Consider the following 23,007-nt stretch of genomic DNA (forward strand, 5'->3'; position numbering starts at 1 on the left):
GGAATACCCGTGGACATGACCATACCGGAGAAACAAATAAAAGCCAGCCGTGCGCTCCCCGACGGCAACCAGGACGGCCGGCCAGGGATGTCGGAGGCATGGAGGATGATGGTCAGGTGAGACAGGGCGTTCAGGAGGGCCCGGCCGTGGCGGCCGGGGACGCGGCGGTGCTGGACCGCTTCGGCGCTGCCACGCGCGAGTGGTTTCTCGGTGCCTTCCGCCACCCCACGCCCGCACAGGCCGGCGCGTGGGAGGCCGTCTCCTCTGGGCGGCACGCTCTCGTCGTGGCGCCCACAGGTTCGGGCAAGACCCTCGCGGCCTTCCTCTTCTCGCTCGACCGCCTCCTGGCGCACGACAGCGCCGCCGCGCCCGGCGCGCCCGGCTCGCCTTCCGCGCCGTCCCGGCACGAGGAGGCAGCGCTTCCCGGCCTCGACGCCTCGGATCTGCAGGACGCCCCCGCGGGCGGCGCGGCGACAGCGCGGGCCGGGGCCCGGCGTCGTGCGCCGAAGAACCACACCAAGGTCCTGTACATCTCCCCGCTCAAGGCCCTCGGCGTCGACGTCGAGCGGAATCTCCGGGCGCCCCTCATCGGCATCTCCCAGACCGCCCGGCGCCTGGGGATCGAGGTGCCCGAGGTGAGCGTGGGCGTGCGCAGCGGGGACACCTCGGCGTCGGACCGGCGGGCCCTGCTCTCGCACCCTCCGGACATCCTCATCACCACCCCCGAGTCGCTGTACCTCATGCTGACCTCGCAGGCCCGCGAGACGCTCTCCCAGGTCGAGACCGTGATCGTGGACGAGGTGCACGCGGTCGCGGGGACCAAGCGGGGCGCGCACCTGGCCGTGACGCTCGAGCGCCTCGACGCGATCCTGCCGAGGCCCGCGCAGCGGATCGGGCTCTCGGCGACGGTGGAGCCCAAGGAGCTCGTGGCCCAGTTCCTCGCCGGGCAGGCTCCGTGCGAGGTCGTGGCGCCTCCCGCGGCCAAGACCTGGGAGCTCACGGTCACCGTCCCGGTTGAGGACATGAGCGACCTGCAGGGCGCCGCCGCCGCACATGATGCCGGGCCCGCCTCGGGGCTGCAGCCGCAGGCGTCGATCTGGCCGCACGTCGAGGAGAAGATCGTCGACCTGATCCTCGCGAACCGGTCCACGATCGTCTTCTCCAACTCGCGCCGGCTGGCCGAGCGGCTCACGGGGCGGCTCAACGAGATCTACGCCGAGCGGATGCAGCCCAGCGTGTGGGACGAGCCCCTCCCCGACGGCTCCGCTGAGCGCGGCCCCGTCACCGCGGGGCAGGCCGCCGAGGCGGTCGCCGCGACGCTTGCCCGCCGCACCCCGGCGGAGATGATGGCCCAGGCTGGCCAGAGCGCCGGCGCGGACCCGGTGCTCGCGCGGGCCCACCACGGGTCCGTCTCGAAGGAGCAGCGGGCCCAGATCGAGGACGACCTCAAGACGGGGCGGCTGCGCTGCGTCGTCGCCACGAGCAGCCTCGAGCTCGGCATCGACATGGGGCTCGTGGACCTCGTCATCCAGGTCGAGTCCCCGCCGTCGGTTGCCTCCGGGCTCCAGCGCGTGGGCCGCGCCGGCCACCAGGTCGGCGAGGTCTCCCAGGGCGTCCTGTTCCCCAAGCACCGCGCGGACCTCGTGCACACCGCCATCACGGTAGAGCGCATGCTCGCGGGCCAGATCGAGGCCCTGCGGGTCCCGGCCAACCCGCTCGACATCCTCGCCCAGCAGACGGTGGCGGCCACGGCCCTCGGTCCCGTCGACGTCGAGGAGTGGTTCGACGTGGTGCGCCGCTCGGCCCCCTTCGCGACCCTGCCGCGCTCCGCGTTCGACGCGACCCTCGACCTCCTTTCCGGCAAGTACCCGTCGGACGAGTTCGCCGAGCTCCGCCCCCGCATCGTGTGGGACCGCACCGAGGGGACCATCGAGGGCCGCCCCGGCGCCCAGCGGCTCGCCGTCACCTCCGGCGGGACCATCCCAGACCGGGGCCTCTTCGGCGTGTTCATCGTCGGCAGCGAGGACGAGGGCACCACGGCGTCGCAGGCCGCGCGCGGCGGCCGCCGGGTGGGCGAGCTCGACGAGGAGATGGTCTACGAGTCCCGGGTGGGGGACGTCTTCGCGCTCGGGGCCACGAGCTGGAAGATCGAGGACATCACCCACGACAGGGTCCTCGTCTCCCCGGCCTTCGGCCAGCCGGGCAAGCTCCCCTTCTGGAAGGGCGACGGCGCGGGCCGGCCGGTCGAGCTCGGCCGCGCCCTCGGCGCGTTCCAGCGCGAGGTCTCCGGCGCCGACCGGGAGCACGCGCTCACCCGCATCGAGGCCGCGGGACTCGACGCGTTCGCCGCGGGGAACCTCCTGCAGTACCTGGACGAGCAGAAGCAGGCCACGAGTCTGGTCCCGAATGACCGCACCCTCGTGGTCGAGCGGTTCCAGGACGAGCTCGGCGACTGGCGCGTGGTGCTGCACTCGCCCTTCGGGATGCCCGTGCACGCGCCATGGGCGCTCGCCGTGGGGCGCCGGCTCAGCGAGCGCTACGGCCTCGACGGCTCCGCGATGGCGGCCGACGACGGCATCGTGCTGCGGGTGCCCATGATGGAGGACGAGCCCCCCGGCGCCGAGCTCTTCGTGTTCGACCCTGACGAGCTCGAGGGGATCGTCACCGAGGAGGTCGGCGGCTCAGCCCTGTTCGCCGCGCGCTTCCGCGAGTGTGCCGCCCGCGCGCTCCTGCTCCCCCGCCCCAACCCCGGCAAGCGCCAGCCCCTGTGGCAGCAGCGCCAGCGCGCGTCCCAGCTGCTCGACGTGGCCAAGAAGTACCCCCAGTTCCCGATCATCCTCGAGGCGGTGCGCGAATGCCTCCAGGACGTCTACGACCTCCCCGCCCTCCGCGAGGTGGCCTCCGCCGTGGAGCGGCGCGAGCTCCAGCTCGTCGAGACCACGACCCAGCAGCCCTCCCCATTCGCGCGCTCCCTCCTGTTCGGCTACGTGGCGCAGTTCCTCTACGAGGGCGACTCGCCGCTGGCCGAGCGGCGCGCGGCCGCCCTCTCCCTCGACTCGACGCTCCTGAACGAGCTCCTCGGGCGCGCCGAGCTCAGCGAGCTGCTCGATCCCAAGGTCATCGAGCAGACCGAGCGCGAACTGCAGCGGCTCGCCGAAGACCGGAAGCTCAAGGGCCTCGAGGGCGCCGCCGACCTGCTGCGGCTCCTCGGGCCGCTGTCCGTGGACGAGGCGGCCGCCCGAACGGTGGCTGAGCGCAGCGAGGCGGAGTCGAAACCGCACTTGGAGGTCGTCGAGGCGGACCTCCGGGAACTTGTTGCAGCTCGACGCGCCCTCGTGGTGAATATGGGGGGCGCGGAGCGGTACGCGGCCGTGGAAGACGCGTCCCGGCTCCGGGACGCGCTTGGGGTTCCGCTGCCGGTGGGCGTCCCACTCGCCTTCATCGAACCGGTCGCCGATCCGCTCGCCGACCTCGTGGGCCGGTACGCGCGCACGCACGGGCCGTTCACCGCGCCCGACGCGGCGGCCAGGCTCGGGCTCGGCGTCGCCGTCGTGCACACCACGCTCAAGCGGCTCGCCGCGGACGGACGCGTCGTCGAGGGCTCCTTCCGGCCCCGCGCCGGGGACGCCACGGCGTCCACGGCCGAGGAGTGGTGCGACACCGAGGTCCTGCGGAGGATCCGCAGGCGCTCGCTCGCCGCGCTGCGGGCCGACGTCGAGCCGGTGGACCAGGCGGCGTTCAGCCGGTTCCTCGCCGCGTGGCAGCACATCGGCGATGCGAAGGACAGCCGGGGCAGGCCGCGTCCGCGGGGCAGCCTCAAGGGGGTCGACGGGGTGCTCACCGTCGTGGACCAGCTCGCAGGGGTGCCGGTGCCCGCGAGCGCGTGGGAGTCGCTCGTGCTGCGCTCGCGCGTCTCGGACTACACGCCGGCGCTGCTGGACGAGCTCATGGCCAGCGGCGAGGTCCTGTGGACCGGGGCCGGCCCCATCCCGGGCAATGACGGCTGGATCAGCCTTCACCTCGCGGAGTCCGCCGCGCTCACCCTGGCCCCGGACCCCGAGTTCGCCCCCGACGCCGCGCAGCAGCGCATCCTCGACCTCCTCGCCGGCGGCGGTGGCTACTTCTTCCGCCAGGTGGCCGACGCCGCCCGCGAGCCGGCGGGCGAGGGAGACCAGGCAGGGCCGGTCCCCTCCGACGAGGCCGTGCTCCAGTCGATCTGGGGCCTCGTGTGGGCAGGACGCCTCACGGGCGACACGTTCGCCCCGGTGCGGGCCATGCTCGACGGCGGCCACACCGCCCACCGCCAGCCCTCCCGGACGCCGCGCGTGCGCTCGCTCGGCCACGGCGCCCTCCGCGGGGGCAGGATCGGCACCTCCCTCCGTGGCGTCGGCCGTCTCGGTGCCGCGGGGGCCCGGGGCTTCGACGCCCCCTCGGCCACCGCTCCTCCGATGGCCGCCGGGCGCTGGTCCGCGGTGCAGGCCGTCCAGCTTGAGACGACGATCAAGGCCCATGCGCTCGCCCAGCTGCTCATGGACCGCTATGGCGTCCTCACTCGCGGGTCGGTCACCGCCGAGAACGTCCAGGGCGGCTTCGGCCTGCTCTACAAGGTCCTCTCGCGCCTCGAGGAATCGGGCGTGTGCCGCCGCGGCTACTTCGTGGACCGGCTCGGCGCCGCCCAGTTCGCCGTCCCCGCCACCGTGGACCGGCTGCGGCAGTTCACGCGCGACGACGTGGCCGAGGACCCGGACGCCGCCCGCCGGCTCGACGCGCTCGCCCTCGCCGCGACCGATCCCGCGAACCCCTACGGCGCCGCCCTCGCCTGGCCGGAGGTGCCCGGGGCCGCCACAGGGCACCGGCCCGGTCGCAAGGCCGGGGCGCTCGTCGTGACGGTGGACGGCGCGCTCGCCCTGTACGTCGAGCGCGGCGGCAAGACGCTGCTGGCCTTCACCGAGGACGACGCCGTGCTGGGGCCGGCCGCGGAGGCCCTCGTCGGCGTCGTGCGCAGCGGGGCGGTGGACAAGCTCGCGATGGAGAAGGTCAACGGCCACGACCTCCTCGACATGCCCCTCGCGCGCGCCCTGACCGCCGCGGGGGCGTATTCGACTCCTCGCGGAGTGAGAATCAGAGCGTGAGAATCAGAGCGTGAGGACCGGAACCTGATGCCCGAAGGGGACAACGTCTACCAGGCCGCCCGCAGGATGGATGCGGCCCTCGCGGGCAAGCGCCTCGCCGCGAGCGACTTCCGCGTGCCCGCGTTCGCCACGCTGGACCTGTCGGGCTGGACCGTCCTCGGGGTCGTCTCCCGCGGCAAGCACCTCCTCCACCGGCTCGCCCCGCCCGGGCTCGACGGCGCCGCCGCGCCCGATCCCGCCGGCCGCCTGAGCATCCACTCCCACCTCTCGATGGAGGGCAGCTGGCAGGTCTACGCACCCGGGGAGCGGTGGCGGAAGCCCGCGCACACGGCTCGTGCGGCCCTCACCGCGGAGGACGGCACGAGCGCCGTCGGCTTCTCCCTCGGGATGCTCGAGGTGATCGCGACCGCCGAGGAGGGTGACGCCGTCGGCCACCTCGGGCCGGACCTGCTCGGCCCGGACTGGGACCCCGGCCGGGCCGAGGCCAACCTTCGCGCCCAGCCCGAACGCGCCGTCGGCATCGCGCTGCTCGACCAGCGCAACCTCGCCGGGGTCGGCAACATCTACCGGTGCGAGCTGTGCTTCCTCTCCCGCGTGCATCCCGCCACGCCGGTCGGCGAGGTCCCCGACCTGGCGGGAATGGTCGCGACCGCCAAGCGGCTCCTCGAGGCGAACAAGGCGCGGTCCCGGAACACCGTGGGCGGTTTCGGCCCGCGCAACGGCACCTGGGTGTACGGGCGCGCCGGGCAGCCGTGCCTGCGCTGCAGGACCCGGGTCCGGCACGGCACGCTCGCCGAGCCGCTCCCCGGCACGGGGACGCGCCTCGGGGAGACCCGCGAGCGCGACATCTACTACTGCCCCTCCTGCCAGCCGCTGCGCTGAGGCCCGGCTGCGCCGCCGAGCGGCGGCCGGGCCGGGTCCAGCTAGCGACGGCCCGGGGCGACCCCGTGACCGGGCGGGCGCCGGAACTTGGGCCTGCCCGTGTGCACGACGAACGGCGCCGCGCGCCGGTGCACGCGGGCCCCGCCGTGGTGCAGCCCGAGGGCGACGCGGGCTGCGGCGCGGGCCTTGGCGCGGGCGGGCGCCTCGCGGGCCAGGCGCGCGTCGGCGGCGCGGTAGTAGAAGTGCTTCGCGGCCTCGACGAGGACGAGGTACAGGAGCACCATCCCCACGAGCGCCAGGAAGAAGTCGGCCGGGAGCGGGTGGAACCCCACGAGCGCGCCGGCGGGCGTGTACGGCAGCACCGCGCCGATCACGACGACGGCGAGCACGCTCACCGTCAGCGCGACGGACGCCCGGGAGCGCAGGAACGGGATGCGGCGCGTGCGGATCGCGAAGACGATGAGGGTCTGGGTCGCGAGGGACTCCACGAACCAGCCGGCGCGGAACTCCTCCGGCGCCGCGTGGAAGACCCAGAGCATGAGCCCGAACGTCGCGAAGTCGAACAGCGAGGAGATGGGCCCGAACACCACCATGAACCGGCGGATGGCCCCGATGTCCCAGTGGGCCGGCTTGCGCAGCTGCTCACGGTCCACCTTGTCCGTCGGGATGGCGAGCTGGCTCGAGTCGTAGAGCAGGTTGTTGAGCAGGATCTGCCCCGGGAGCATGGGCAGGAACGTCAGGAAGGCGCTCGCGGCCGCGGCGGAGAACATGTTGCCGAAGTTGCTGCTCGTGCCCATGAGCAGGTACTTGATCGTGTTGGCGAAGATCCGCCGGCCGCCGGTGACGCCGTCGGCCAGGACGCCGAGGTCCTTCTCGAGGAGGACGACGTCGGCCGCGTCCTTCGCGACGTCCGTCGCCGAGTCCACGGAGATCCCCACGTCGGCCCGGTTGAGCGCGAGCGCGTCGTTCACCCCGTCGCCGAGGAACCCGACCGAGTGCGTGCGCCGCAGGACCGTGACGATCCGGGCCTTCTGCTCGGGCGAGACCCGGGCGAACACGCGTGCCCCGGGCGCGGCGGCCGCGAGCGCGTCGTCGTCCATGGCCTCGACCTCGGCGCCGGTCAGGACGGACCCGGGACTCATCTTGAGCACCGAGGTGACGTGCTCGGCGACGAGCGCGTTGTCTCCGGTGGCGATCTTGACGTCGACCCCGAGGCCCTCGAGCCGCGCGAGCGATTCCCGCGCGTCCGCCTTGGGCCGGTCGATGAAGCTGAGGTACCCGTCGAGCGCGAGCTGCCCCGCGGCGTCGTGCGCCGTCGGTGGGGCGCCCGGGGCGGGGCCGCTCGCCACGGCGACCACCCGCGCCCCGCGGCGGAACAGCGCCTCGAGCGCGGCCCGGTCCGCGTCGCTGACCCCCGCGCAGGCCTCGAGGACGGCCTCCGGGGCACCCTTGAGGATGTGCACGGGCCCTTCGCCGCCCGGGCCCTCGGCGACCACGGTCTCCATGGTCCGGCTCTCGTGGTCGAAGGGCCGCAGCGAGAGCCGGCGGCAGTCCGCGAGGGCGGGGGGAAGGTCCTCGAACGCCTCCCACAGCGCGGCGTCCACGGGGTTCTGCCCTGCCCCAGACGCGCCGGGCACGGAGGGATCGACCTCGCAGCACAGCAGCGCGAGCTCGGCGAGCCGCCGCGCGGCGCCGTCGCCCGCGGCCGGGGCTCCCCCGCCCCGCGCACCCGCGGGCACGGCCTCCTCGAAGCCGATCCGCCCCTCGGTGAGCGTCCCGGTCTTGTCGGTGATGAGCACGTCGAGGTTCCCCAGGTCCTCGATCGCGAGGAGCCGCTTGACCAGCACGCCGCGCTTGGCCAGCAGCCGCGAGCCGGCGGCGAGGGAGGTGCTCACGACGGCGGGCAGCAGCTGCGGCGTGATGCCCACCGCGATCGCGAGGGAGAACAGGACCGAGTCCAGGAACGGCCGCTGCAGGAGCAGGTTGATCACGAGGATGCCCGCGGTCAGCGCGACGCCGACCCACAGGAGCATGAGGGAGAACTCCTTCAGGCCCCGCTGGAAGGTCGTCTCCGGCAGGCCCTGGGCGAGGCCGGCGGCGATCCGGCCGAACTCGGTGCCGCGCCCGGTCGCGGTCACCACCGCGCGCGCCGAGCCGGCATGGACCACCGTCCCCATGAGGACGCAGTCCGTGAGGTCAGCGAGGTCGGAGCCGGGCGGGACGGCGTCCGGGGACTTCTCGACGGCGGCCGACTCGCCGGTGAGCACGCCCTCGTCGGCCTCGAGCCCGACCGCCTCCAGGACGCGGGCATCCGCCGGGACGATGCCGCCGAGGCTGACCCTGATGACGTCCCCGGGGACGAGCTCGCGCACCGGCACGGTGCGCTCGGCCCCGCCGCGCACGGCGACGACCGTGTGGGAGATGCGGCTGTGGAGGTCGGCGGCCGTCTTCTCCGCGCGGAACTCGTTGACGAACCCGAGCAGGGCGCTGCCCAGCAGGATGGCGACGATGATGCTCGCGTTCAGGCGGTCCCCGGTGGCGAAGGACATCGCGGCTGCCGCCACGAGCAGCCCCTGCAGCGGGCTCGCGAACTGGCGCACGAGCACGTGGAACCAGCTCACGCGGCGCGCCTCGAGCACGTTGGCCCCCTGGGCGAGCCGGCGGGCGGCCTCGGCCTCGTCGAGCCCGCGGACCGAGGTGCCGAGGGCCGCGAGGACGCCCTCGACGGGCATGGCCGCGGCCTCGGCGACGGACAGCTGGACCCGCTCGGAGACGGTCTCGACGCTCACGGGGCCATGCTACGCCGGGCGCCGGGGACCGCGGCGCCGCGACGGACCGGGCTCACCGGGTCACGCGTACAGCGACGCAAGGCACTCGCCCCACGCCTCGGCGTGCGCCTGGGCGCGGGCCGCCCGCGCGGCGTCGTCCGCCGTGTCGAGCGAGAAGTCGTGGACGGTCAGGCCCAGCCGGTGGCCGAAGGCCTCCCGGCCGAACACGCGCACCATCGCGTCCTCCGTCCGCAGGCCCAGGAACTGGCCGGTGGCGTAGTCCACGGTCGCCTCGACCGGTCCGAGGCCGGGCAGGTCGAGATCCTTCTTCTCCCCCGTCATCACCCCGGTCAGGGCGAAGGAGGCGACGAACCGCTCGAGGGCATCGGGGGCCGTCGCGCCGTCCGGACCCTGGACGTCCACGAAGGAGACCGCGCGGCCGTCGAAGTGCTCCAGGTACTCGCCGAGGGTATGGAGGTAGAACAGGGTGTGCTGGGCGGCGCCGTCGTACTGCTGCTCCCAGTTGTCGGTGAGGATCCCGGAGTGCACGTAGTGCAGGTTCGTCCCCTCGGGCCCGGGCGTGAGGAGGTGCTCGAGCTGGTTGTACCAGCCGTCGGGGCCCTCCATGCGGGAGACGAGGTGGCGCGGGTACTCCTCGACGGTGCGGACCGCCTGCCACTGGTCGGTGGGGAACATCCACGCGGCGGTGCCGTCGGTGACGGCCTCCCAGATCCGCTCGGGAGCGGTGTGGAGGACAACGTCGTGGACGATCTCGAAGGGGTGCTGCTCGGTCATGGCTGGATCTCCTGATCAGGTGCGGAGCCGGCGGCCTCCGGCTTGAGGACGGGGTGGAGCACGACGACGAGCCGGTGCCGCCGCCCGCCGGTCGCCGAGGGATCGTGGTACTTCGCGGCGAGCCTGGCCACCTCGGCGCCCAGCTCGGTCGCGAACGCCGCCCGCGAGGCCGCGGACGCGAAGGTGATCTCGCCGTCGGCCGCGTAGGTGGCCAGCTGCTTGCCCGCCGCGACGGCGCCCGCGAGCAGGCGCCCGACCTCGCGCACGGTCCGCGCGGCGAGGGCGAGGAGCCAGTACGCGCTGAAGCGGTCCCTGAGGTGCTCGGGATCGGGCTCGACGACCGCGAGCGCGGCCGGGGAGATGATGTAGGACGCCGCGGTGGCCTGCAGGACGCGCTCCATGACGTTGCCCTTGCGGCGCTCCTCGAGGAGCGCGACGAGCCCGTGGTCCTCGAGCGAGCGGAGGTGGTAGTTGACCTTCTGGCGGGGCAGCCCCACCTTCGCGGCCAGGGCCGCCGCGGACGACGGCGCCGCCAGCTCGCGCAGGAGCCGGGCCCGGAGCGGGTCCAGGCTCGCGGCGGCCGCGGCGGGGTCCTCGATCACCATGACGTCCTGCATGTCTCCATAGTCCTGCCGACAAAATTTTTTGTCAAGGACAAGAAGGATGTCCAGCACTTCTGCCCTAAGTCCCTAGCGACACCGCCTGCCCGCGGACAGAATGGATGGGTTAGCCGCCTGCGAATTTCAGGGAAGGAAAGCCGCCGTGCCGCACGAAACGCCCACCCCGGCCCCGGGGGCCGAGCGCCTGCGCGTCTTCATCCTCGACGACCACGAGCTCGTGCGCCGGGGGCTCCAGGAGCTCCTCGAGGGAGAAGGTTTCGAGGTGGTTGGGACGTCCGGGACCGCCGCCGAGGCCACGCGCCGCATCCCCGCGCTCAAGCCGGACGTCTCGGTGCTCGACGTGCGGCTGCCGGACGGGACCGGGATCGAGGTGTGCCGGGACGTCCATTCCGTGGACCCGTCCCTGGCCTGCGTCATGCTCACGAGCTACGACGACGACCAGTCCCTGCGCGGAGCGGTCCTCGCCGGGGCGAGCGGCTACGTCCTCAAGGAGATCCGCGGGACCGAGCTCGTCACCGCGCTGCGCCGAGCGGCCCGCGGGGCCTCGCTCTTCGATCCCGCGGTGAAGGCGAAGGCGCTCGAGGGGCTCAAGCCCCAGGAGGAGGAGCTCGATCCGCGCCTCGAGCTGCTCAGCCCGCAGGAGCGCCGCGTCCTGGCCCTCATCGGCGAGGGCATGACCAACCGGGAGATCGGCGAGAAGCTGTTCCTCGCGGAGAAGACCGTCAAGAACTACGTCTCCTCGCTGCTGGCCAAGCTCGGCTTCGAGCGGCGGACCCAGGCCGCGCTGTTCGTGGCCCGCAACGCGCCGCACTTCTACTGAGGGCATTCCCCGGCTCTCTCAGCTGATGACGGTGAGGGGGACGGCCCAGCGCAGGCGCGTGCCGCCGTCCTCCGCCGGACCGAGCTCGAAGCGGCCGCCGAGGGCCTCGGCGCGCTCGGCCACGTTCTTCAGCCCGCTGCGCCGCGTCGTGTCCCCGAGCCCGTTGCCGTCGTCGGCGACGACCAGCTCGAACTCGCCGTCGGCCACCGTCGCCGTGACCCACAGGGAGTCCGCCTGGGCGTGCCGGACCACGTTGGAGACCCCCTCCGTGAGGACGGCGAGCGCTTGGTCGGCCACCGCCGGCGGGACCGCCGTGTCGATCGGGCCGAGCAGCTCGACCCGGGGCGTGGTGGGCAGCTCCCCGGTCACCTCCTGGACCACCCGGACGAGGCGCGCGCTCAGGCTGTCCCCTGACTTGGCCTCGTTGAGCGAGTAGATCGTGTTGCGCAGCGCGGCGATCGTCTCGTCCAGCTCGCCCGTGATCGAGTCGATCTTCTCCGTTGCCCGGGCCCCGTCCGGGCCCGGCGTGCAGAACCGCCGCAAGCCCTGCAGGCTCAGGCCCGCGGCGAAGAGCCGCTGGATCACCACGTCGTGGAGGTCTCGCGCGATCCGGTCGCGGTCGGTGAAGACGAGCAGCTCCTCGCGCTGGCGGTGCTGCCGCGCCACCTGGAGGGCGAGGGAGGCGTAGGAGCAGAAGACCGGCGCCATCTCGACGTCCACCGGGGCGAAGGCCGGTTCCCCGTCCACGCGCCCGATCAGCACTGCGCCGGCGTCCTGCCCCGGCTGTCCGCAGGGCACCACGAGGACGTACCGCACCGGGGAATCGGGGCCGAACACCTCGGCGCCGGTGAGCTCGAGCGCCTCGCCCGTCATCGAGACCTTGGCCGCGAGCGAGATCGCCCTGGCCCGTGCCGTCTCGTCGAAGCACTCCTTCCGCGGGCCTGCGACGGCCCGCCACTCATGCCCCATCCCGGTGGCCCGTGCGCGCGCGATGGCCGTGACCTGCGCCCCGGCGATGGCCACGGCCTGCTCGGCGATGAAGGCGCTGCCCGACGTGAGATCGTCGAGGCCGAACAGTTTCCCCGCCACCTCCATGCTCGCCTCGCGCCAGCGCTGCCGGCGGCCGATGTCCGCGAAGAGCCTCGCGTTCTCGATCGCGACGCCGGCCGCGGCGGCGAGGGCCACGACGAGGTCCTCGTCCTCGGCGTTGAAGTCCTCGCCGTCGGCCTTCTCGGTCAGGTACAGGTTCCCGAACACCTCCTCGCGGACCCGGATGGGGACGCCGAGGAAGCTCCTCATCGGCGGGTGGTTGGGCGGGAACCCATGGGAGTCTGCATGAGTCCCGAGGTCGTGGAGCCTCAGGGGGTGTGGGTCGTGGATGAGGAGCCCGAGGACGCCGTGGCCGGTGGGCAGCCGCCCGATCCTCTGCACCGTCTCCTCGTCCATGCCCGCGGTGAGGAAGTGGCTCACGGCGGTGCCTTCGGGACCGAGGACGCCGAGGGCCGCATACTTGGCCCCGACAAGCTCCCGCGCGGACGTCAGCACGCGGTCCAGGACCGCCTCGAGGGTGAGGTCTTCGGCCAGCGAGACGACGGCCGCCAGCAGGCCGCGCATCCGCTCCTGGGTCTCGAGCAGCTCGTGGGCCCGCGAGACGAACTGTTGGAGCAGGTCCTCGATCCGGCTCGCCGCGCTCCCGGGCAAGATCGATGCATCATCCATGGAATGCTTCCACCGCCCCTCCCCCCGCCATTCAGTATGCCCACGGTTGGACCCGTCCACCACCCTTGTGGCCCAGCGTTCTGGGCGCCCTCGGGACCAAAGACTCTCGCGCTCGCTCGAGCCGTGCCAGCACAATCTGTGAGGAGCGGCATCGCCCCTCCCGCCCGCGACCGATGACCAGGAGCGCCCATGTCACACGCCCGTCAGGCCCTCGTCGTCCACCCGGCCGCACCGGACATGACCGAGGCGCAGCGAACGGCCCTCAGCGAGTGCATCGACGCCGCGCTCGCGTGCACCCAGGCGTGCACGACCGGTGCCGACAGCTGCCTCGAGGAGCCCGGGGTCGGCCACCTGACGCAGGTGATCCGGGCGCAGCTGAACTGCGCGGCGATCTGCTCCGCGTCCGCGCAGATCCTCTCCCGCTTCGGCTCCGACTTCGGGCCCACGCCGGCCTCGGTGCTGCGCGCGCTCGACGACGTGAGCGCGCTGTGCGAGGACGTCTGCCGCGTCTACGCGGGCGCCTACCCGCACTGCCGCGTCACGGCCGACTCCTGCGTCCGCGTCCGCGCGGCCGCCGCGGCGATGCTCGCGCTGGACTGAGCCGTATGAGCGCACCCGCCCGCCCGGGCACCGAGCTCGTGGTGGCGTTCGAGGACGTCGGCATCGCGGACGTGCCGCGGGTGGGCGGGAAGAACGCCTCGCTCGGCGAGCTCACGCGGCACCTCGCCTCGGTGGGCGTGGCCGTCCCCGAGGGCTTCGCCACGACCGCGGACGCCTACCGCCTCTACCTCGACGCTGCCGGGATCCGTCCCCCGATGGCCTCGCTGCTGACCGCATTCCGCGCGGGGCAGTCGGGCCTCAGGGCGACCGGCGCAGCCATCCGGGAGCTCTTCCTCGCGGCACCGCTCCCCGAGGCGCTCACGACGGCGGTCGCGGCCGCCTACCGCGACCTCGCCGCGCGCGCGGGCCGGGAGCGGCCGGCCGTGGCGGTGCGCAGCAGCGCGACCGCGGAGGACCTTCCGGAGGCCAGCTTCGCGGGCCAGCAGGAGACCTTCCTCAACGTCTCCGGCGAGGCGGACCTGCTCGATGCCTGCCGGCGGTGCTACGCCTCCCTGTTCACCGACCGCGCGATCACCTACCGCGAGCTGCACGGGATCGACCATCTGGAGGTGGCGCTCTCGATCGGGGTCCAGCGCATGGTCCGCTCCGACCTCGCCGGCTCCGGGGTGATGTTCTCCCTCGACACGGAGTCCGGGTTCCCGCGCATGGTCGAGATCAGCGCCGCGTGGGGACTGGGCGAGACCGTGGTCCAGGGCACCGTGAACCCGGACTCGTACGAGGTGTTCTCCCCGCTCCTGGCCGACCCGGGCGTCCGGCCGATCATCGGACGGACCTCCGGCGCCAAGGAGCACAAGCTGGTGCTCGCACCGGGCGGCTCGGGCACTGCCCTGCTCGAGACCTCGGAGACGGAGCGCGCCGCCTTCGTGCTCGACGACGCCGAGGTCCTCACGCTGGCCCGCTGGGCGACCGCCGTGGCCGAGCACTACGGCCGGCCGATGGACATGGAGTGGGCCAAGGACGGCGAGACGGGCCAGCTCTTCATGGTCCAGGCGAGGCCCGAGACCGTGCAGGCCAAGCGCGGCGCGGGGGCGCTGCGGGTCCACCGCCTCGACGGGACGGGGCCCGTCCTGGCCCGGGGCGCCGCGATCGGGGACGCCATCGCCGCGGGCGAGGCGTGCGTCATCGCCGACCCCTCCCAGATCGCGGGCTTCCGCGACGGCGCCGTGCTCGTGACGACCATGACCGACCCCGACTGGGTGCCCGTCATGAAGCGGGCCTCCGGCATCGTCACCGACCACGGCGGGCCCACGAGCCACGCGGCGATCGTGAGCCGGGAGCTGGGCGTCCCGGCCGTGGTGGGCACGGTGGACGGCACCTCGGCCATCGCCGACGGCGCGCCGGTCACCGTCTCCTGCGCCCAGGGCGCGGAGGGGCTCGTGCTGGGCGGCAGGATCCCGTTCACGGTGGAGGAGGCCGACGTCGGGAACCTCCCCGCGACGCGCACGCGCGTCATGGTGAACCTCGCCGACCCATCCGCCGCGTTCCGCTGGTGGCGGCTCCCCGCGGCGGGCGTGGGGCTCGCCCGGATGGAGTTCATCATCTCGAGCCTCATCCGCGTGCACCCGATGGCGCTCGTGCACCCCGAGAGGGTCGCCGATGCCGGCGAGCGGGAGGAGATCGCGGCGCTCACCCGGGGGTACCGGGACCCTGCAGAGTACTTCGTGGACCGCCTCGCGACCGGCATCGCGAAGATCGCGGCGCCATTCCATCCCGGCCCGGCGATCGTGCGGCTGAGCGACTTCAAGACCAACGAGTACGCGAACCTCCTCGGCGGGGCCGCGTTCGAGGAGGCCGAGGAGAACCCGATGCTCGGCTTCCGGGGGGCCTCGCGCTACCACGACGAGCGCTACCGGGAGGGGTTCGCGCTCGAGTGCCGCGCCCTGAAGAAGGCGCGCGAGGAGCTCGGGTTCGCCAACGTCGTCGTCATGGTTCCCTTCTGCCGGACCCCCGGGGAGGCCGACGCCGTCCTGGCCGCCATGGCCGAGCACGGGCTGGCGCGGGGAGAGCACGGGCTCAAGGTCTACATGATGTGCGAGATCCCCTCCAACGTGGTCCTCGCCGAGAAGTTCGCGGCCCGCTTCGACGGGTTCTCGATCGGCTCGAATGACCTCACGCAGCTGGTCCTCGGCGTGGACCGGGACTCCGCGCGTCTGGCCGCGCAGTTCGACGAGCGGGACGAGGCCGTGACGACGATGATCGCCGAGGCCATCCGCAAGGCGCACGCCGCCGGCATCCCCATCGGGATCTGCGGCCAGGGCCCCAGCAACCATCCCGACTTCGCGGAGTTCCTCGTGGGCGAGGGGATCGATTCGATCTCCCTCAACCCGGACAGCGTGCTGCGGACGGTGCCGATTATCGCCGCGGCAGAGGCCCGGATCGGCCGCCCGGGGGCCCGGCCCGAGCATCAGGGCGCGCGGCCAGACCTCCAAGAAACGGGTCCGGACTAGCGGCGCGTCCACCTACCCTCTCCCCGTTTCGGGTACGCATCTCGTCGCCTTCTCCGGCTTTCGGGTACGCGCTGCTCCCGAACGGGGCCTCCGGGTGTCCCCTCAACACTGGGACATGACCCCTCAACGCAGGGAAGTGGCCCCGCGCCACACAGGACACCCTGTGTGGTGCGGGGCCACTTCTTCCGGGCGGCAGTCCCAGCTGCTTGAGGCCGCTGCCCGGACGCCAGGCCTCAGCCGCGCGTGACCTGGATCTTGGACGACGGCGGCGTGGGCGGCGTCGTGGGGACGGGCACCCGGACCTCGAGCACGCCGTCCTTGTAGGAGGCCCTGACCGACTCGGGGGTCGCGCCTTCGGGCAGGGGCAGTGTCCGGGAGAACGAGCCGTAGCGGAACTCGCTGCGGTAGGAGCCCTTTGACTTCTCCTCCGACTTCTCCTCGCGGTGTGCGCTGATGTGGAGGGCGCCGTCCGAGATGCTCACGTCGACGTCCTTCTCGGGGTCGATGCCCGGGAGCTCGGCCCGGACCACGAGCGAATCGCCGTCGCGCACCTCCTCGACCTTGATGGCCGTGCTCTGGCCTGCGTCGCCCTCGAAGAGCCTCTCGATGAGCTCGAACGGCGTGCGGCGCGAGTCGAACCATCGGGTCAGTTCAGTCATCTCTGCTCACCTTCCTCCCTCGGCGGGGCTCCTGGTGGTCCCGCCGCAACCAGCGTGCCGCGCCCCCGCCCGGGCCGGAAGGGCCTATGGTCCCCCTGCGGCTAGCCGGTGTTGCGCAGGCCCGCGGCGACGCCGTTGATGGTGATGAGCAGCGCCCGCTGCAGCTTCTCCGCGGTCCCCGGCCCCCCGGCGTCGTGCTCCCCCTCCGCGCCGGAGCGGAGCCGCCGCAGCAGCTCGACCTGCAGGTAGCTGATCGGGTCGAGGTACTGGTCCCGGATCTCGAGCGTCCGCTTGAGGGTAGGGGAGGCGTCGAGCAGCTCCGACTCCCCGGTGAGCCGGCGCACCTCGGCCACGGTGAGCTCGAACTCGGCCCGGATGGCGTCGAAGAACCGGTGCAGCCCGGGCGGGACGAGCATCGAGACGTAGTGCGAGGCGATGTCGAGGTCGGTCTTGGCCAGGGTCATCTCGACGTTGGAGATGACCGAGGCGAAGATGGGCCAGCGCGCGTACATCTCGCGCAGCTCGCGGTCCTTCCCCGCCTCCCGGGCGGCCCTCAGACCCGACCCGACGCCGAACCATCCCGGGACGATCTGCCGGGACTGCGTCCACCCGAACACCCAGGTGATCGCCCGCATGCCCTCGAGCCCGGGGAGCCCGTCCGACGCCGGCTCGGCCTCGGGCCGGCGCGCCGGGCGGGAGCCGATGTTGAGCCGGCCGATCAGCTCCACGGGCGTCGACGCGAGGAAGTAGGCGGGCAGGTCCGGGTCGTCGATGAGCGTCCGGTACCGGGCGAACGCCGCGTCCGAGACGAGGTCCATGAGGGCGCTGAAGCGCTCGCGGTCGCGCAGGGCGGTGTGGGGGTCGCGGTGCAGCGCGGTGGCCCGCATGACCGCGGCGAGCGAGAGCTCGAGGTTCTCCCGCGCCAGGCCGGGCAGCGAGTACTTGTCGGAGATGACCTCGCCCTGCTCGGTGAACTTGATCTCGCCCTCGAGGACCCCGTTCGGCTGGGCCATGATGGCCTCGTACGTGGGCCCTCCGCCGCGGCCCACCGAGCCGCCCCGGCCGTGGAACAGGCGCAGCCGCACCCCGTGGCGCGCGGCGACGTCGCGCAGGTTCCGCTGGGCCTTGTGGATCTCCCACTGGCTCGTGAACACGCCGGACTCCATGTTCGAGTCCGAGTACCCGAGCATGACCTCCTGCACGTCCCCCCGCAGCCGCACGAGCTCGCGGTATGCCGGCTCGGACAGCAGCCCGTCGACGATCTCGGCGGCGTGCCGCAGCTCCTCGAGCGACTCGAGCAGCGGCGCGAACCCGATGTGCGAGTACGGCTCCTCCCCGAACAGCCGGACGAGCCCGGCCTCGCGGGCCAGGAGCGCTGCAGCCAGGACGTCGTCCGGGCCGCGCGTCACGGAGACGATGTACGTCTCGATGACGTCCGGGCCGAGGAGCCGGCGGGCCTGCCGGATCACGCGCATCGTCTCGTAGATCCTGCCGGCGTGCCCCGGGAGGACCACCGGGTGGCCGGAGAGGGGCCGCCGCGAGCCCAGCTCCCGGCCCAGGACGCGCTGGCGCTCGGTGCGGGGCAGCTCGAGGAACGGCCGGGGCAGCTCGCCGAGCGGGTCGAGCAGGAGCCCCACGGCCTCGTGGTGGTAGTCGGCGTGCTCGCGGATGTCGAGCGTCGCGAGGTGCAGTCCGAACGAGGCGAGGACGCGGCGTGCGGTGCCCAGCACGCCGTCGGCCGCGAGCGGCGAGTGCGAGCGCAGGGAGCGCTCCATGACGTCGAGGTCCGCGGCGAGCTGGGCGGCGTTGCTGTAGTCGCGGCCTGGTTCGTGGGCTGCGCCGGAGGCCACCCGCCGGCCGGTGTTGAGCAGCTTGGCCTTGATGCACGTGAGCTTGAGCCGGTACGGCTCGTGGGCGTTGAGCTCCAGGACGCGCGGATCGAGGGCCGGGAGACGGTCCAGATCGTGGCGGATGGACTCCTCGAGCTCGGGCCCCACGTGCGTGAGGTCGGTCGAGTTCGAGAGGGAACTGATGAGCTCGTCGACGACCCCGACGGCGATCCGCACCGCGGTCTGGTTCTGCAGCCCCAGGATCTCGCGGGTCACCTCCGGCGTGACGTTCGGGTTGCCGTCCCGGTCCCCGCCGATCCAGGAGCCGAACCGCAGCGGCACGCGCCCCGGCGGGAGGGTGACCCCGTGCTCGGCGAGGAGGTCGGCGAGCTCGTCGAGGACCTCGGGAAGCGCCCCGGTGAGGATCTCGCCCAGGTAGTAGACCGCGTTGCGGGCCTCGTCGAGGGGGGCAGGGCTCACGAGGCGGACCTCGTCGGTCTGCCACATCTGGTCGATGATCTCGGCCAGGCGCCGGTCCTGCCGGCGGCGCAGCGCCGAGCCCTCGGCGGCCGGCACCTCGAGGATGCGGTCGATCGCCCGGAGCTTGTCCAGCACCGAACGGCGCGTGGCCTCGGTGGGGTGGGCGGTGAAGACGGGGCGGACGTCGAGGGAGTCCACCGCCTGCTGGAGGGCCTCCGGCCCGGCCTGCTCGGCGATGTCCCGGACCGCGGCGGCCAGCCACCCGGCGTCGTCCGGCCTCTCCCCCAGCTCCCGCACCCGGTGCAGCTGCTCGGCCGCATTGGCCAGGTGGAAGTAGAACGCGAAGGCGCGCACGAGCTCGGTCGCCTGCTCGAGCGGCAGGGAGGCGAGGAGCTCGCGGACCTGCGCGGCGACGTCGGCCGCGTTCCACGGCCCGAGCGCCCCCGCGCCGCCGCGCGCGGCCTCCTTCGACTCCTTGGTCAGCAGCCGGACCTCCTCGACGAGGCGCAGGAGCCCCGGGCCGTGCTGGCGCACGAGGGACTCCCCGAGCAGCGTCGAGACGCGCCGAACGTCGGCGCGCAGCTCCGCGGCGGGGGCGGCATCCTCGTGCGGCGTGGCGGCGGGATCTCGGGCGTCGGCAGACGCGGGCATGGCACTCCAGAGGCTAGGGTTCCAGCGCGAGGATACCCTTGAAAGGTGATGAAATCCCCCCTGCCCGTGCGCGACGGCGTGAACGCGACGCGCCTGCGCCTGCCCGCCGAGGGGCCGTGGGAGACCGCGCTGGACTACATGCTCCACCGCTGGGGCCACATCGACCCCGAGGGGATCCTGGCGAGGTTCGACGGCGGCGAGATCGTCGGGATGGACGGCTCGCCCCTGCACCGGGGCACCCCGCTCGAGGAGCACACCTTCATCTGGTACTACCGCACGCTGCCCCCGGAGGAGCGTCTGCCGGTGGAGATCGCCGTGCTGCACCGCGACGAGCACGTGCTCGTGGCGGACAAGCCGCACTTCCTCCCCACCACCCCCGGCGGGACCTACATCCAGGAGTCCGCGCTCGTGCGGCTGCGCAACGCCCTGGACCTCCCGGACCTCATCCCCATGCACCGGCTCGACCGGATGACCGCCGGGGTGCTGCTGTTCTCGGTCAACCCGGCCACCCGGGGGAGGTACCAGGTCCTCTTCGAGCGGCGGGCCGTGCAGAAGGAGTACGAGTGCGTCTCCGCGCTGGCCCCCGCCGGGTCCGGCGCCGCTGCGCACGACGCCGGGTGGGCGGCCGAGCGGTTCGCGGCACCCGTCGTGGTGCGCAACAGGATGGAGAAGCGGCGCGACTACCTCCTGGCCTCGGTGGTGGACGGCGAGCCCAACGCCGAGACCCGAGTGAGCCTTGAACGCGTGGGCGGCCCGGCGGACGCCCCACGGGCCCTGTTCCGGCTCGAGCCGCACACCGGCAAGACCCACCAGCTGCGGGTGCACCTGGCCGGGCTCGGGGCCGGGATCATGCACGATCCGTTCTACCCGGTGCTCCTTGACCAGGCTCCGGACGACTACGCGCGCCCGCTCCAGCTCCTCGCCCGGGGGATCCGCTTCCGCGACCCGCTGACCGGGCGGGAGACGGAGTTCCGCAGCAGGCTTTCCCTCCAGGAGGCCCCTGCCTGACCCCGCCGCCCGGCCCTCGAAGGCGCACACTGGTGGCATGCAGATCGATATCGTCGAAGGCGACATCACCACCCGCCCGGTCGACGCGATCGTCAACGCCGCGAACTCCTCGCTGCTCGGCGGAGGCGGCGTGGACGGGGCGATCCACCGGGCCGCCGGCCCCGAGCTCCTCGAGGCGTGCCGCGACCTCCGCCAGACGCGGCTGCCCGGGGGCCTGCCGGTGGGCGAGGCCGTGGCGACCCCGGGGTTCCGGCTGCCGGCGTCCTGGGTGATCCACACCGTGGGGCCGAACTGGAACGCGGGCCAGCGGGACCGGGCCCTGCTCGCCTCGTGCTTCTCCGAGAGCCTCGCGGTGGCCCGCAGGCTCGGCGCGGCGTCCGTCGCGTTCCCCGCGATCTCCGCGGGCATCTACGGCTGGGACCGGGACGTGGTGGCGGCGACTGCCATCGAGGCCGTCCGGGCCGCGGACCCCGGGACGGTGGAGCGGGTCGAGTTCGTGCTGTTCGGCGCGACGACCGCCGCGGCGTTCGCGGCGGCGCTGCACCGGGCCGGCTGACGGGCACAACGACACAACTCGGGGCCGGATCGGGCCCTCAGCGGCCGTATTGGGCCGCGAGTTGTGTCGATCTGCCCGGCTACACCGGGATCCAGGCTCCGCGCCGGCGCCGAAGCACCTGCAGCCGGCCGGTCGTGGCGACGTCCTCGACCGCGTCCTGCAGGACCAGGGCGGCCCGGCGCGCGGCCGCGACCTCGGCCTCGTCGTTCTCAGCCTCGACCAGGAACCGGAGCGTGATCTGCGGGACGCCGCGGACCACGTCGATCTGGTGGGCCTCGACGTGGTGGAGCGAGCCCAGGGCCTCACGGGCGGCGTCCATGACCCGCTCCGGCGGGTGGCCGGGGCGCAGGCCCGTGATCTGGAGGACGGCGCGGTAGCTGGGCATAGGGCCACCGTACCGAAGCCCGAGGGTGCGCGGGCGCGAGCTCCTGCCCTCCGCGCTGGCGGCCGTCTTTGCCCCGCACCGCGCCGTCGCGCGTCGATATCCTTGGATCCGTGACCCTGACCGACTCCCTCCTCGGCTTCGCCGCGATCGCCGCGCTCATCACCGTCATCCCCGGGACGGACACGGCGCTCGTGCTGCGCTACACGCTCAGCCAGGGTCGGCGGCACGCGTACACGGCGGCGCTCGGCATGATCACGGGCGCCTTCGTGTGGGGCGCGGCGGCTGCCACGGGCGTCTCGGCCCTGCTCGCGGTCTCGGAGGTCGCCTACGACGTGCTGCGGATCGCCGGCGCGGCGTACATGGTGTGGCTCGGCATCGGCCTGTGGCGGGCCTCGCTCACCCGGCGCGACGGCGACCTGCCGCCCGGTGCCCTGCCGCACCACAGCCTCGAGCCGCTGCGGAAGGCGTGGGCGAAGGGGCTCGTGTCGAACCTGCTCAACCCCAAGTACGGGATGTTCTGCGTCGCCGTGATCCCCCAGTTCCTCGTCCCGGGGGTCCCCCCGGTGGCGATGGGGCTGCTGCTCTCGGTCGTGGCGAACGCCGAGGCGCTCGTGTGGTTCCTCGCGATCGTCGCGGCGGCGCAGTTCTTCGGGCGATGGCTCAATGGGGCGACGTTCCGGAAGTGGATCGACCGCGTGACCGGGACCGTGCTGGGTGCGTTCGGCGTCGTCGCCGTCCTCGAGCTGCGCCGCGCCTGAGCGGGAATACGGGGCCGCCCCATGGCATTGTCGAGGGCATGACTGACTCCCCCGCCGCAGACCCCCGGCTCGCCCGCTGGCAGCGCTTCCGCGACAGCCGGAACAAGGCCCTGGCCGCGGAGCACGGCTGGCTCACGCTGACCTCGTTCCAGTGGCTCGAGGCGACGCCGTCCCCCGTCGAGGTGGTCCCGGGGCTGTGGTCCGTCGCCACGGAGGGTGGGCGCACGACGGCGGTGCTCACCGCCCGCGCCTCCGACGGCCTGGTCTTCGCGGACTCGGGCGACCCTGTGGACGGCACGTTCACCGCGGAGCTCGCGGACGAGGAGTCGCTGGACTGGGTGGTGTACGGGACGGTCCTGGTCGAGCTGGCCGTGCGCGGGAACAGGTACGCGATCCGCACCCGGGACTCCGCCTCGCCGACCCTGACCGGGTTCACCGGGGTGCCCGTGTTCGAGTACGCGCCCGAGTGGGTTGTCGACGCGCGCTGGGAGCCGTACCCCGAGCCTCGCGAGGTGCCCATCTCCACGGCGAACCCGCTGGTCGACGGGGTGCACCGCTCCGCCGGCGAGGTGGTCTTCCGTCGGCACGGCCACGAGTACCGGCTCCAGGCCGAGCAGGGCAGGCTCGGGGAGCTGACCATCACGTTCCACGACGAGACCAACGGCAGGACCACCGACGACTGGCGCAAGGTCGAGACGCCCCGGCCCCGCCCGGACGGGTCGGTGGTGCTCGACTTCAACCGGGCCATCAACTATCCGAGCGCGTTCACCGCGTACGGGACGTGCCCCATGCCGGTGCGCGGGAACTCGCTCGACCTCGCGGTCGAGGCCGGGGAGAAGACGCCCAACCCCGCCTGACCCCGCGGACGTGAATCCTC

At 73.4% G+C, this 23,007-nt stretch carries 16 protein-coding genes; 9 read left to right on the forward strand and 7 right to left on the reverse strand.

The window, feature by feature from the left end:
• Window positions 1–116 precede the first annotated feature (116 nt).
• Window positions 117–5,132 (forward strand): ATP-dependent helicase, encoded by a 5,016-nt coding sequence (locus J2W21_RS01135; protein ID WP_373423048.1) that lies wholly within the window; start codon window positions 117–119, stop codon window positions 5,130–5,132.
• 27 nt (window positions 5,133–5,159) lie between these two features.
• Window positions 5,160–6,014 (forward strand): DNA-formamidopyrimidine glycosylase family protein, encoded by an 855-nt coding sequence (locus J2W21_RS01140; protein WP_307112670.1) that lies wholly within the window; start codon window positions 5,160–5,162, stop codon window positions 6,012–6,014.
• A gap of 41 nt (window positions 6,015–6,055) precedes the next feature.
• On the opposite strand, the gene mgtA is transcribed toward J2W21_RS01140, so the two are convergent.
• The 3 genes from mgtA to J2W21_RS01155 are packed head-to-tail and all read right to left on the reverse strand — an operon-like array spanning window position 6,056 to window position 10,194.
• On the reverse strand, window positions 6,056–8,803 hold the full coding sequence (mgtA, locus tag J2W21_RS01145; protein WP_307112671.1) for a magnesium-translocating P-type ATPase: 2,748 nt from the start codon (window positions 8,801–8,803) through the stop codon (window positions 6,056–6,058).
• 60 nt (window positions 8,804–8,863) lie between these two features.
• Complete coding sequence (locus tag J2W21_RS01150) at window positions 8,864–9,577, reverse strand: SRPBCC domain-containing protein (protein WP_307112672.1); 714 nt, start codon at window positions 9,575–9,577, stop codon at window positions 8,864–8,866.
• Window positions 9,574–10,194: a helix-turn-helix domain-containing protein gene (locus J2W21_RS01155; RefSeq protein ID WP_307112673.1), complete on the reverse strand. Its 621-nt coding sequence runs from the start codon at window positions 10,192–10,194 to the stop codon at window positions 9,574–9,576. Before J2W21_RS01155 ends, J2W21_RS01150 begins: the two co-directional genes overlap by 4 nt.
• Window positions 10,195–10,339: 145 nt before the next feature.
• Here J2W21_RS01155 and J2W21_RS01160 point away from each other — a divergent pair, with 145 nt between their 5' ends.
• Entirely contained in the window at window positions 10,340–11,017 is a 678-nt protein-coding gene (locus J2W21_RS01160) for a response regulator (protein ID WP_307112674.1), read from the forward strand.
• An 18-nt stretch (window positions 11,018–11,035) separates the two neighbouring features.
• Here the strand turns inward: J2W21_RS01160 and J2W21_RS01165 are convergent, their stop codons facing one another.
• Complete coding sequence (locus tag J2W21_RS01165) at window positions 11,036–12,736, reverse strand: GAF domain-containing sensor histidine kinase (RefSeq protein ID WP_307112675.1); 1,701 nt, start codon at window positions 12,734–12,736, stop codon at window positions 11,036–11,038.
• A 189-nt stretch (window positions 12,737–12,925) separates the two neighbouring features.
• Between J2W21_RS01165 and J2W21_RS01170 the strand changes: the two genes are divergently transcribed.
• Complete coding sequence (locus J2W21_RS01170; RefSeq protein WP_307112676.1) at window positions 12,926–13,336, forward strand: hypothetical protein; 411 nt, start codon at window positions 12,926–12,928, stop codon at window positions 13,334–13,336.
• 5 nt (window positions 13,337–13,341) lie between these two features.
• Complete coding sequence (gene ppsA / locus J2W21_RS01175; protein ID WP_307112677.1) at window positions 13,342–15,804, forward strand: phosphoenolpyruvate synthase; 2,463 nt, start codon at window positions 13,342–13,344, stop codon at window positions 15,802–15,804.
• A 233-nt stretch (window positions 15,805–16,037) separates the two neighbouring features.
• On the opposite strand, the gene J2W21_RS01180 is transcribed toward ppsA, so the two are convergent.
• Together J2W21_RS01180 and ppc are read right to left on the reverse strand one after the other, a co-directional pair.
• Window positions 16,038–16,463, reverse strand: a complete 426-nt coding sequence (locus J2W21_RS01180) for an Hsp20/alpha crystallin family protein (RefSeq protein ID WP_307112678.1) — start codon at window positions 16,461–16,463, stop codon at window positions 16,038–16,040.
• Between the two features lie 101 nt (window positions 16,464–16,564).
• Entirely contained in the window at window positions 16,565–19,423 is a 2,859-nt protein-coding gene (gene ppc, locus J2W21_RS01185) for a phosphoenolpyruvate carboxylase (RefSeq protein WP_307112679.1), read from the reverse strand.
• 48 nt (window positions 19,424–19,471) lie between these two features.
• Here ppc and J2W21_RS01190 point away from each other — a divergent pair, with 48 nt between their 5' ends.
• Window positions 19,472–20,431 (forward strand): pseudouridine synthase, encoded by a 960-nt coding sequence (locus J2W21_RS01190; protein ID WP_307113000.1) that lies wholly within the window; start codon window positions 19,472–19,474, stop codon window positions 20,429–20,431.
• Window positions 20,432–20,468: 37 nt separating this feature from the next.
• Window positions 20,469–20,987 carry an O-acetyl-ADP-ribose deacetylase gene (locus tag J2W21_RS01195; protein WP_307112680.1) on the forward strand — a complete coding sequence of 173 codons (519 nt, stop codon included), beginning with the start codon at window positions 20,469–20,471 and terminating at the stop codon, window positions 20,985–20,987.
• A 79-nt stretch (window positions 20,988–21,066) separates the two neighbouring features.
• On the opposite strand, the gene J2W21_RS01200 is transcribed toward J2W21_RS01195, so the two are convergent.
• Complete coding sequence (locus tag J2W21_RS01200) at window positions 21,067–21,372, reverse strand: hypothetical protein (protein WP_307112681.1); 306 nt, start codon at window positions 21,370–21,372, stop codon at window positions 21,067–21,069.
• Between the two features lie 110 nt (window positions 21,373–21,482).
• On the opposite strand from J2W21_RS01200, the gene J2W21_RS01205 reads away from it, so the two are divergent.
• Both J2W21_RS01205 and J2W21_RS01210 read left to right on the forward strand, forming a co-directional pair.
• Window positions 21,483–22,130, forward strand: coding sequence for a LysE family translocator (locus J2W21_RS01205; protein WP_307007278.1), 648 nt, complete (start codon window positions 21,483–21,485; stop codon window positions 22,128–22,130).
• A gap of 38 nt (window positions 22,131–22,168) precedes the next feature.
• Entirely contained in the window at window positions 22,169–22,987 is an 819-nt protein-coding gene (locus tag J2W21_RS01210; protein WP_307112682.1) for a DUF1684 domain-containing protein, read from the forward strand.
• Window positions 22,988–23,007: the final 20 nt, after the last annotated feature.

It is taken from the genome of Sinomonas atrocyanea, from assembly GCF_030811715.1.
Taxonomy (GTDB): Bacteria; Actinomycetota; Actinomycetes; order Actinomycetales; family Micrococcaceae; genus Sinomonas; species Sinomonas atrocyanea_A.